This is a genomic window from Paenibacillus brasilensis (assembly GCF_009363115.1).
Lineage (GTDB): Bacteria > Bacillota > Bacilli > Paenibacillales > Paenibacillaceae > Paenibacillus > Paenibacillus brasilensis.
On the sequence record NZ_CP045298.1, the window covers coordinates 236859 to 250355 of the forward strand.

Genomic DNA, 13497 nt, shown 5'->3' on the forward strand with positions numbered 1-13497 from the left:
CTATTGCCTCCTAGCACGTAGAAACTTCTCATTTACGTATTAATATATTGAGGATTTCACTAGCGGCCTCATCCACAGACATGGTGTCGTTCATCATTTCATCCAAGAGTCTGCCGTACAATATATCATCAAAGTCTACATTGCTTTCATTGTGTGGTAGTAATGCATGGGCTTTTAATTGATCCTTGCTTTCAGAAGTCCAGTAATGCTCTCTTGCGAATGGGTAGGTGGGCAGACTGATCCGGCGAGGTACCTTCCCTGTGTAAAGTTTATTCCAATCAAAATTGATCCCTTTAGCCCACAGCTCCAGAAGCTTGGTATATTTCTTTTTGGAAATCCAAAGATCGATCATTTGTTGCAGGTCTTCGTCCCCCGAAAAAATGGTCAACGATTCTTTGTTGCGTTTGGCCTGTCCCCTGTACAGGTTGAGCATGTTATGTCGTCCATCCACAAACCCCTTTAATTTCTCCTCAAGTTCTGCGGTAGATTCCACAAGCACGGCTAAACGCTCCTCCATCGCTTCGCGCCCCACCTGTAGCGTGTAGGCAATATCCGAGACACTAACGGAGGATAGCTGACCCTGAAGAGCCTCCAGCAGTTGCCGCCCCTTTTCCTTCAACTGCTCCTCACTCTTGGCTGACAGCACGATCATGGCAGGTCCCCGGGAAGCGGATCCTGTTCCAGACTGCTCCTGGTACTCAGGAATGTACTCTTCAATCACGATATGGGCGTTAGCCCCTCCTGCACCGAAAGACGATATTCCAGCCCGCCTTGGGCATTCTTCTGTGATTCCACCGGTTGTCACTATCGGCCGCTTCCATTCCTCCAGCCTTTGCTGAACGACAAAAGGCGTATTGTTAAAATTAATTTCAGGATTCAAATTGCCTGCATGCAAGGATGGTACTAACTGGCGGTGCTTCAGCTGCAGCAATATTTTGGTCACCCCTGCAATGCCTGCCGCGCTCTCACAGTGACCAATATTGGATTTGACCGATCCTATGGCGCAGAACTGCTTATCCTTTGTAAACTTTTCAAATGCCCTTGTCAGTCCTGCAATTTCAATAGGATCTCCCAAAGCCGTACCTGTTCCGTGGGCTTCAATATAGCCGACTGTCCTTGCATCGACATCCGCACGCTGGAGCGCTTCCTCAATCAGCCAGGATTGAGCTTGAGGGCTAGGCACTGTATAACCGCTGGTTTTGCCTGAAGCATTGAGCATACTCCCTTTGATGACTCCATAAATATGGTCACCATCGGCAATGGCCTTCTCCAGCGGCTTCAACACGATCGCGCCGACACCTTCTCCGTCAACGAAACCATCTGCTTGATCTCCGAACGACTTACATTGACCCGTTTTAGAAAGCATCGTCATAGATGAGAGCTTGATATAGTGGATAGGGTCTACAATCAAATTCACTCCCCCGGCAATAGCGCACTCGCTTGTCCCGCTAAACAGGCTGTCCATAGCCAAATGGATAGCCGTCAATGAGGAGGAGCAGGCGGTATCTATGGACATACTCGGACCTTGGAAATCCAGATGATAGGAAACCCTGTTGGAGATCGAATTGTACTGAGGTCCCAAACCGTAATTTCCGTTCATCACGCCTGCAAATACACCCACTTTTCGACTATCACAAAGATTGGCAGGAGTATACCCGGCGTCCTCTATACTTGCATATGCTGCTTCCAGGAATAGTCTTTCCTGCGGGTCCATGGTTTCGGCTTCCGCAGGAGAAATCTTGAAAAATAGCGGATCGAATAAATCAATGCCTTCGATAAAACCGCCCCATTTTGAATAGATTGTTCCCCTCTTCCCTTTTTCCTCGTCAAAGTATGCCTTCCAATCCCAACGGTCTTCAGGAATTTCAGTTATACAATTTTTTCCTTCTCTTAGATTGTTCCAATACTCCTCGATATTACGAGCTCCCGGGTAACGTCCTGACAACCCAATAATCGCAATATCTCTGACATTGGAGGACTGTGCCGCCATACTTTTCATCTTGCTGTCAGAAGGCTTAAGGAAACGTCCTCCCCGGTTAAACTTCATCGGTGCATTAGCAAGTGATGGCGGGACAGGGACCTCTTCAACACTGGAAATTTCTCCGTCCAACTCCTGTTCTTTTATTCCTACCAGCTTCTTCAACGAATCCTTTTGCGTTTGAAGAAGGTACGCTACTAGATCATCTATGGTGTTGTACTCAAAAAACAGCGTGCTGGCAAAATCCTCGATGACTTCACGCAAAATATTTGTGATTTGCACAACCAATATCGAGTCAATTCCATACTCTTCCAGGGCAACCGTTGGGTCGATACTTTCCGGTTCCATTTTTAGCGTCTCGCCAAGCAATTGTTTAAAGTAAGCCGTACTTTTCTCACGCAGCACATGTTCCACCTCTGCTTGTACTGCCTCTATTTTGGGTTGAGATGGTTGTTTCGCCGATACCGTTTCCACGGTTCTTTTCTCTACCGATATGGATCCCTGTTTGTGCTGTCGCTTTTGCCGAACCAGGCCATCGCTTTGGGCTGCGACGATCTGCTGGCCCCACTCATGTGCCTCTTGCGCCGGGAAGAACGCTGTGCGGAAGCCTTCTTGGGTCAATACGGATTTCCATATTTGAGGCTGGAGACCTGGGCAGCCGGGAATACGCAATTCCGGGTCCTCATACGCCCACCAGCCATCCAGTAATCCGAAGGTAAGGTGGGTAAACACGCTGCTGCCTGTGATTTCATTGAGCAGGAGCAATCCGTTGCTTTTCAAAACCGCTTTGGCATTACGTACCGCCTGGCGAACATCTTTTGCGGTATGAAGTACATTAGCGGCAATGACAATATCATACTTACCCGGCTCAATACCTTGCCCGGCAACAGGTTCTTCAACATTAAATATCCGATAGCTGAGATACGAATGATCCGGCCCATACTCTTTTTCCGCGTGCATCAAAAAGGCTTTCGAGATATCCGTATAGCAATATTCCTGAATGTGCTGGCGATATGGCCGTAATTTCAGAAATACCGGCGCACTGGTTCCTCCGGTGCCCGCTCCGATTTCGAGAATTCTGATTTTCGTAGCGGAGTCGGCCATGATCCTCTCCTGTACATACGCCGCAGTCGTATCGGCAAGCACTTCATTAAAGTAGTCCACTACCAGATTGTTCTTATAAATCCCTTCCACCAGTTCCATAGAAGAATCAGGGAAGATAATTTCCGTTGCAGGCAATTTCCCAGTAAGAACTTCCGGTAAAGCCCGCAGCGTTGTCTCAGCCAAATTGATCCTTGCCCTCATCTGCGGATATTGCAGCCATGTACGCTTGCGCTCTTCCCATTCCTTCCAAACATCATCTCTATCAGTCAAGCTGGAATCTCTACCTGAAAGGTCGTAATCCATGCGTGTCAAAATCTCCATACTCTCTTTCAGCCATTTGCCATACAGCACAGGGAGTTCAAGCTTATTGGCGAGCTCTTCGGCAGACTGATGATCTGTCCCTGATAGCCCCATGGACAAAAGTTGCGCTCGTAACAGCCTGCACAGAAGATGTTCCATTTCCCTTTCCTGAAGGTCGCCAGCATCCTCTGCGGCATAGTTTTCGGTAAAATGACTTTTTGATGGTAGGGCTGCAACAATATTTTCCTGTATATCCCGCAGATCCGGATCAGCATTGTGCGGGTACAGGTCAACGGCTTCCGTCGGGTTAATTCCTTCCATCTCCAGATGTCTTGTTGTTTTCATAAGCCCCATTTGGTCCATCGGTGAGGCAAGAAGCATCTCAAGCGCCTCCATCCCCTCCTGCGGATCTATGAGCCCAACACCGATTTGCGCCAGTCTGGAGTAATTTTCTACCTCTTGCTGCCCGTCTTTGGAGGCATGGCTTTCACCGCTCCCCCAGTATCCCCAATTCATGACCTTCACCGGGCAATGCCAATCCTGCGAAAGACGATGCGCAAACGCGTCTTTAAAAGTACATCCGGCAGCATAGCTGCTTTGTCCCGGGTTTTTTACATAGGTAATCATGGAAGAGAAAAACAGTACAAAATCCAGCGGCTCATTTTGAAAGACTTGGGCCATGCGTACACTTACATCAACCTTGGCTGAAAGCCCTGACCGGAGCTCTTCCTCCGTTAAATCTTCCAGCCCCTTCTCCAAAAATGAAATGGCAGAGTGGACCACGCCGTTTATTCTGGAGTACCGCTGCTTTATTTCCTCATACGCCCGCTGCAGCGCCCTTTCGTCTGCTACATCCGCCGAGATATAGCATGGAACAGGTCCCAGGCCTTCAAATCCGTCCAATTGGGCCTGGATAGACGCATCCTTTTGCCTTCTGCCCAGCCACACAATTTGGGCCTGGTAGGTATAGGCCATATACTTGCTCCAAGCCTCTCCGATATTGCCGGCGCCCCCGATGACCACATAGACGCCTCCGGTTTTGCAAAGCGTCTGTCCTTTTAATCCAGAAGTCTGCTTGAATGGGATCAGATGCTGACGGTACCACTGCCCGTTCCTGAAAACCCACATCCGTCCCTGCCGGTCGGAGGGCAGCATAAATATATCGGATAACGGCCAGCCATCATCGGATTGCAGGTCCATGATACGGATTTTCCAATTCGGATATTCTTTGGCCATGGTGCCTACCAGCCCATGGAGACTCGCATGAGTCGGGTTGACTGTATCGTCCTGATCCATCGGCTGAGCTTGGGTGGTTATCGTTGTCCAGCCTAGCTTTTTCGTTCCATACCCCAATAGAAGCATCGCTTTGACCATTCTAAAGAAGAGAAGGACTCCTTGCACCTGTTCCTTGATCAAGGATTCGGCCGTCACCGATTCGACGGAAACGTTGGGTGCAATCCACAGAATATGATCAACGGCTCCATATTCTTCTACCTTTGAGGCAACTGTTTCTATGGAATCGTGCGCTTGAAGCTCCAAAAAATGCGCCCCAGGATAATGTGCCCGAATGGCCTGTCTGTCGTAGTCAGTGCCACCTGCAATGACCAAGCGGTCTGTCGACGACGGGGAAACGATATTTTTTTGTATAACAGCCGGGTCCCATTTCGGGATAAGCATTACAGATCCTACAAGCGGATCGGCGGCATTTTCTCCTGCCGCTACACCTTGTGCATTTTCAACGCCGAGGTCTCCGTCCAGCGCTCGGGTGGATAGTCCTGTAATTCTGACACAAACGATTCCTTTCTCATCACACAAGTCAATATTGAGCTTCTGTACCTTGTCCTCCTTCTTACTGCCCTCGCTGTATTGAATCAACGACCACATGGCCGGAGTGCATGTCCCATAAATCTCGATCTCTTGAAGAGCAAATGGCATAAGAGGCGTATCCGGTACTGTGCTGCCCGGCAGCCCCCCGTTTTCTTGGCCCATGATCAACCCGATGGATGCATGCAAGGCCGAATCCATTAAGCTGGGGTGAAGGACAAAGCTTGCCGCCGTATCGGAAATGGAGGAGGGTAACGCCAGCTTCGCAAGCACCCTTCCCGAATGTGTATACACCTTCTCCACACACCGGTATGCCGGGCCATAGTCTATTCCAGTTTCCTTAAAAATTTCGTAGCAGTGCGATCCGTTAAGCTCGCTTTGGCCAAAACCTTTCTGTAGCTCCTCAAGGTTCAGCGTCGGTTTTTGCCCTACGCAAACCTGCAGCACATCGCCCTGGCTATGCACGGTATGCCCACTCTCGCTTCCTCCTTGCCCGCTATACACTTCAAAGCTGATTTTTCCGGTGTCCCCCAGGAAGAGTCTGGTGTGTACAGAGACTGACTGGTTGTCCACAACAATGGGCCGAATCCAGTTTACATTTTTCAACCGGATTCCTGTTGTACTGTTGTCCGCATCTCCTGTAGAACGTTCCACAGCCGCCCGTACCATCTCAAGATAGGCTACTCCAGGCAGAACCCTTTGGCCTTTCACCGTATGATCCCTGAGGAAAAACTCCTCGCCTGTAAACGTTGAACTGAACCGCTGCTCCAGAAAGTCTGAAGTGTTCTGATGGAGTAAAGGTGTTAAAAAGGAAGATTGGGACGGAGCGGCTTCTGTTATTCCGGTGCTCTTGGTCTCATGTACAGGCACCCAATAGCTTTCCCTGGCAAAAGGATAGGTTGGCAGACTCATCCTGCGAGGCTTTACATCCTCGTAAAACCTGTTCCAGTCTAAAATCAGACCCGCAACCCATAGTTCAGCGATTTTTCCATATTTTCCTTTGTCCACCCATACATCAAGCATTCTAGCCATATCCTCATCGGCTTCCTGAGTGACTAACCCCGCTTTATTACGCTTTACCTGTCCTCTATACAGTTCTTCTACGCCTTCCTTCTTTTGCAGGAAGCCTTCCAATTTCCAATCAAGCTCTGTGATGGATTTGGCAATGATCGCCAGACGTTCGTCCATCGCTTCCCGCCCGACTTGCAGCGTGTAGGCGATATCTGCGAGACTTGTATGCGGGTCGTCCAGCTCTCTGATTGCAGACAGTAGTCTTTGCGCCTGCTCCTCCAGTCTTTCCTTGTTCTTGGCCGATAACACGACCATGACAGGTATGTCAGGATTCAGGGATTCAGGAGCAGCTTGCAACGGACTAGTCTCTCCTGGAATATACTCTTCGATGACCACATGAGCGTTAGAGCCCCCTGCCCCAAAGGCCGATACTCCTGCCAGCCTTGGGTATTCTCTGGTTTCACCGTTGATGGCAACTACAGGTCTTTTCCATTCTTCTAATCCCTGCTGAACTTTAAAGGGGCTGTCGCTGAAGTCTATATTGGGATTTAACGTGCTTGCATGCAGTGAAGGCACTAATTGCTTATATTTCAATTGCAAAAGCACCTTTGTCACTGCGGCGATACCGGCGGCGCTCTCACAATGCCCGATATTTGACTTCGCTGAACCGATTGAACAGAACTGCTTATCGTTGGTATATTCCCGGAAGGCTTTTTGTAGGCCTGCAATTTCAATCGGGTCTCCCAGGGGAGTTCCTGTACCATGGGCTTCTATATAGCTAATGGTTCTGGGGTTGATTCTTGCCTCCTTAATTGCCTGCCCAATCACACCAGCCTGTGCATTGGGGTTGGGTACGGTATATCCGTTGGTTTTCCCCCCGTGGTTCACCGCAGTTCCTTTGATAACCCCATATATGCGGTCTCCGTCTGCTATGGCTTTGGCTAGCGGCTTGAGCAGCAATGCTCCGACACCTTCTCCCGGTACATATCCGTCTCCCTGTCCGAAGCTTTCACATTTCCCATTGCTCGATGCAAAACTTCCCTGCCCCAACAATAGGTACTTGTTAGGATGGACAGAAACGTTGACCCCCCCTGCTACCGCCAGCTCGCATTCTCCATGCTGCAATCCGTGACAGGCCAGATGGATTGAAGTCAGTGACGAGGAGCACATGGTATCTACTGCGATACTTGGCCCTTGAAAATTACAAAAATACGATACCCGATTGGCAACCGCCGAGGCATTCCCGAAAAGGCCAATCATCCTTCCTTTGGCTTGTTCCTGGGCTCCATAGAGTTGATATTCATGGTACATCACCCCGACGTAAACCCCGACATTTCCCTCCATGCCGCCAAGCTCTCGATCTGCACAAAGGGTTTCTCTCGTATACCCCGCATCCTCTATGGTTTCATAAACGCATTCCAGGAATAAGCGCTCCTGTGGGTCCATCGTTTCCGCTTCCCTTGGCGAAATATTGAAAAACAACGGGTCGAACCAGTCCACCCCATCGATGAATCCTCCCCACTTACTATAGGTCTTCCCGGGCTTGCCTCTGTTTTCATTAAAGTACAGACTGTGATCCCAGCGCTCCTTGGGAATCTCTGTAATGCAGTCCTTTCCATTCCTTAGGTTTTTCCAGAATTCGCGGATACCTAATGCTCCCGGATATCTTCCTGACACTCCGATAACTGCAACGTCCAATGCCTTCTTCTCCAGATGTGGCTGTGGCTGCGTACCTGTCGGGAGAAGCCATGAACGCCTGCGATTAGCCGATATTGAGACCAAAGGCTCTACTGCTTTTATAGATACTTTTGGCCCTGCATCAGGAGTCGTATGCTTCTCCTTCGCCTCTAAAACATCAATCAGCCGACCGCGACACGATTCAAGAAAATACCCCGTCAATGACCGGAGATTCTGGTATTCAAAAAATAATGTTTTCGGCAGTGAGCCGAAAGTCTTTTCCAATTCATTGGTAAGCTGCATAACCAGTATGGAGTCAATACCATACCTGTCCATAGGTGCGTTTGCATCTATACTTTCAGTTGGCAGCTTGATCACGGTTGAAAGTAGTGTTTTCAAATAATCTTGAGTTTTTTCCCTTAGCCATTCTTCGCCAATAGCCGTGGCTTTTCCGCTTTCCATTCCGGATCGGCCTGAGGCTTTAGTTTCCGAGGTCGGTCCCAGAATTGCCTCTTTAATCCTTTCCGGGTACCCTTCGATAACCATAACCTGACTTCTGCCAGAAGATAGGCTCTGATACAAAGCTTTTATTCCATTCTCTGTTTGCATAGCAATCATGCCCAGGTCTTGCATTGCCCTTTCCGTTTCCGGGTCGACATGCATGCCTCCATCCTTCCACAGAGGCCAGTTTATCGACAGCGTTTGTCCCTGGCGCTGCTTTGCTGTCACCAATGCATTTCGATAGGAGGCATACGCATCCATAAAGCCATTGGCAGCAGAGTAGTCAACCTGCCCTACATTGCCAAGGCTTCCAGCGCCCGAAGAAAATAAGATAAAGAAATCCAGAGGCAGGTCTCTGCTGGCCTGATCCAGACGGATCAGCCCTGAGACCTTCGGAGCCAGCACTTCTCTAACCTCTTCTTTGGTCTTTTTGATGATGAAGTTGTCCCGTATTACTCCTGCTGTGTGCAAAATACCGTTAAGACTGCCAAATTGCTCGACGATGCCGTGAATTAGCCCGGTGACCGCTTCCTTTTGACCCACATCCGCCTGTCTGTACTCTACATGACCGCCCAGTGCTCTCAGTTCGCTTAACAGGGTCTGTTGGTCCGCCGAGAGTAGCGACCGTCCAACCAGTACGATGGTGGAGTTTTTCACATTGCATAGAATGTCCTTGGCAAAAATCAGTCCCAGGCCGCCCAAGCCGCCCGTAATGAGATAAATCCCCCCATCTTTCCACGGCTGGGCCGCATCTTCACGCGAGGTTTCAATTTCTTGCCAGATTAAAGCCTGTCGCTCGTCCCCATGGTATCGTATCCGTTCGTCATGCCGACCTCCCCAATTCTCCTGCAGTTTCTCAATGATTCCATCGGGGCTATTCTCTACATCAAGCGCATCAAGCTCAAGTAGCTGACCCATGACATTCGGATTTTCTTTTTGAGCGGTTTTCAGCATTGCAAAGAGCCCGGAATAAACCTGTTGGTCATTCCGGGCAGGGGTTGCAATCTGTATCAAAACTTTCTTTTTGGACATGTCTAGCAGGATGTTTTGCAATTCTTCAAATATCTGAATGGTATAATCTTCAAACCGCGCATCCAAATCCATGCTAGAGGACTGTAAAACAAGGCAGCGGGCACCGTCCATGTGGGCTTCCATATCCTCTCTGGCAATACCTTCAACTTCGCACAGGATCACAACATGCTGGATATCGTCGGAAGCGTTCACCCCTGCGGTGGCAGCCTGCTTCTTCCAGACGGGCTCCAGCATCAGTGTACCCATATGCTCAGCGCTGCCTGCTTGCTCCAATCCACCTTCCAACTCTCTGGAAGAAAGTCCTTTGAACTGCACGCAAATTTTTCCGGTCTCATCGCACAAATCAATATGCACCACGCTCAATCCATTCGACGTCTCTTCACTTTGGCGTGAGATCCGGGCCCACATCACAGGAGTGCATTTTTCGAATATCTTCAGTTCCTCCAAGGCAAAGGGTAAGGCTGGCTTGCCTGCAAGCAAATTTTCTTCCGAACCCATGACCAAGCCGATGGTGGCCTGCAAAGCGGAATCCATCAAAGCCGGATGCAGTACAAATTCATTTTGGGTATGAAGTACATAAGATGGCAGAGACAGCTTGGCCAGCACGTAATCCATTCCTCGGAAGATTGCCTCAATGCCGCGATGTGCCGGTCCATAGTCTATCCCCATGGCTCTGAAAGCTTCATAGCATTGGCTTGAAGAAAATGGTTTGCGGGTACATTCTGCCTGTAAGACATTCAGGTCCAGATGCTCTGGTTCGCCAGCCCTCTCCAACACGGCCATCCCCTGACTGTGTATAATGCCTTCAGCGTCGGCTCCTTCCACCCCGCTGCATATTTCAAACGCAATCTCTCCATTGTCCTGGGGATATAGACTGATGTGTACCCTGACCGGTCCGTCTGCTACAACCACAGGCCGGGCCCATACGATATTTTTCAGCCGAATATGGGTCTCACCTTCCACTACGGCCCCCGCTGCCTCTTCTACAGCTGCTCGCACCATCTCGAGGTAGGCCACCCCGGGTAATGTTTGTTGACCCTTGATTCTGTGGTCTGACAGGAAAAATTCCCGGCCTGTAAAGGTGGAGCCATAGCGTTGTCCGGAGAGGTCGGAAATATTCTGATGCAACAAAGGATGAATTTGGACGGTTATAGCCGGATTTACACTATCCTGACCAGTGTCTGTCTCGGGCAACCAATAGCGTTCCCTCTCGAAGGGATAGGTTGGCAGACTGATTCGTCTGGGCTTGATATCTCCATAAAGTGTATCCCATTCAATGCTTGCGCCATTGGCCCACAATTTGGCCACTTTATCAAGTCTTCTCTTCTGGAACCAGGTTTGAACCAGGGTCTCTGTGTCTTCGTCCGAATCAAAGAGTTCGATTCCGTCTCCTGCATTGTTCACATGGCCGGTCAGCAGCTCTTGCGATGAGTTCTCATTCACAAAACGATTCAGTTTGTCTATCAAATTCCCCCTTGAGTCCGTCAAAAACGCGAGACGCCAGTCCATGGCCTCTCTTCCCGCTTGCAGGGTATAGGTCAGGTCGGTCAGATTAACACTTTCGTGCAATTTAACAAAATCCATCATATCTGCTGCATAGGTTTTCAAGGATTGTTCGCTCTTAGCGGACAACACAAATAGAACCGGGTTGTCTTGATCCACCGGAGCCGTGTTTGCCTCAAAGACTGCAGGAACATATTCTTCAATCACCATATGAGCGTTAGTGCCGCTGAACCCGAAAGAACTTACGCTTGCGCGCCGGGGTACTCCCGGTCCGTGCTCCCAGCTCTGCAGCCCGGTGTTAATGTAAAATGGGCTATCCTCCAAAGAAATATGCTCATTTAAGGATTCGAAATGGATGGTAGGCGGCAATTGGCGGTGCTTCATGGCCAGCAGTACTTTCATCACACTGGCCACCCCGGCCGCAGTCATCATATGTCCCATATTGCTTTTCAGTGATCCCAGCGCGCAATAGCCCTTTTTGCTTGTATAGGATCGGAATGATTCCGTAAGTCCCTCCACTTCGATCGGATCACCCAGCTTTGTTCCTGTCCCGTGGGCCTCGACCATGGAGATGGTTTCGGGATGAATGTTAAACCGTCGGTATACGTCTTTTTCCAGCGAGATTTGTGAATTTACACTTGGAGCGGTTATGCCGTTGGTTTTTCCATCCTGGTTTACTCCCCATCCCCGAATAACTCCATATATGGAGTCCTTGTCCCTGATTGCATCAGAGAGCCGTTTTAATAAAATAACCCCAACCCCTTCTCCGGGGACAAACCCGTTTGCACGGGCATCAAAAGTAAAGCATCGGCCATCCTTGGACAGCATTCCCGCCTTGCTGGTCATAACGTGCATACCCGGCCCTGCCATAACCATGACTCCGCCTGCCAAAGCCAGGTCACTTGTCTCTAATACGAGACTGTTGCAAGCTTCGGCAATAGCCACCAGAGAGGAGGAGCAGGCGGTATCAATAGCCAGACAAGGACCTTTCAAATTCAGCAGGTACGAAATTCGGGCCGATAAAATCGAAGTCGCCCCTCCCATGAGGGCCTGCGCATTTAATCCCTGCCCGCTCATGGACCTCCCATAATCACTGGCTGCACAACCTACAAAAACACCGCAGCGGCTCTCTGACAGTGAGACTGGATTCAATCCAGCATCTTCAATGCATTTCCAACTGCTTTCAAGAAACAGGCGCTGTTGAGGGTCCATCATCTCTGCTTCCACAGGAGATATATTAAAGAATAACGGGTCAAATTTGTCTACATCCTCTAAAGCACCCATCCATTTGCTATAGGTTTTTCCCTGAGCCTTGGGATCGGTATCGTAATATTCCTCGATTGACCATCGCGTTGAAGGAATTTCCGATATACAATCCCTACCCTGAGCCAGATTGTCCCAAAATTCTTCTAAAGTCTTGGATTTGGGAAATTGTCCTGCCATGCCAATAATCGCGATAGACTCCTTATGCTCCTGGCCGTGCGGTATATCAGGCATGGCTTTTATAGCATCAGCATGCTTGGCCAGTTTGTGCGCATCATTGCTATTCGGCAGCTGTCCATAGGCGAATTGAATCCGTTCCTTAACCTCTTGTTGATTCACAAACGTTTTGTCCTGCATTTTTATTTCTTTCTCAATCGTAGCTGCCAGCTTTTCTCTTATCGATTGGGACATATGGTTTTTCAGTTCAATTAAGGACTCCCTAGGAGACTCGGACAGTTTTCTTGCCAGCTGCATGGCGTACGACACCACTTCATTTCTCGGCAGGACTGGAAAAGGAACCCCTTTGGTTTCCAGTTCCGAACCGCTATATCTAGTACCTGTAAATAAAATTTCCTGCGCCATGCTGACTCCGAATTTCTCAGGAAAAATTAGTGTTGATCCCGCCCCGGGCGTAAAGCCGTATTTCATAAAGTTAGTCGTATAAATGCTTTCCCGGCTCATCACGATAAAATCACAAAACATCCCCATACACCAGCCTGCGCCAATCCCATGTCCCTGCATGGCAGCAATCACGGGCAGCTTGCAATCCAGCGCTATCTTGTAAACATTGGTATCGCTATATTTCGCCTTTCCCTCATGGATAGCGAGCAGTCCTTCTTGTGTGCCTCCTGTGGCAAAGTAGGTGCCATATCCCGTCAGAATCACAACTTTATAATTCTCGTTAGCCTGCACCGTCTCGAACGCCTGGTTCAGGCCAATAATCAGTTCATCGGAAAATGTATTTTTGTGCGCCGTGTCCTTCATGGTCAATAGGACAATCCCATGCTCAAATTCCTGCAATTCAACTACAGACTGTACCTTCATTTTGCAGCCGCTTGTCCTCTGTCCATCTTCCGGCCCGTGAAAGTTGTCCAATGGCTGCAGCGAAAGTGCTGGTCCTTCTGATGATTCCTGCGAACTAGCTTCCATAGATTCATCCGGGGACCCGCCGATAAATTGAAGCAATTGTTTTTCGGCATCTTCAGAATTTATTTCCCCTGTCTGCACCGCACGAAAAATATCTTTTGAATCCATAAAAATGCCCTCCTAGCTGTATGAAATAGGACAAATACCATGTTGGCTAT

At 49.2% G+C, this 13497-nt stretch carries 1 protein-coding gene; it reads right to left on the reverse strand.

The window, feature by feature from the left end; genetic code table 11:
- Positions 1 to 28 precede the first annotated feature (28 nt).
- Positions 29 to 13447: an SDR family NAD(P)-dependent oxidoreductase gene (locus GCU48_RS01145; protein WP_152378768.1), complete on the reverse strand. Its 13419-nt coding sequence runs from the start codon at positions 13445 to 13447 to the stop codon at positions 29 to 31.
- Positions 13448 to 13497: the final 50 nt, after the last annotated feature.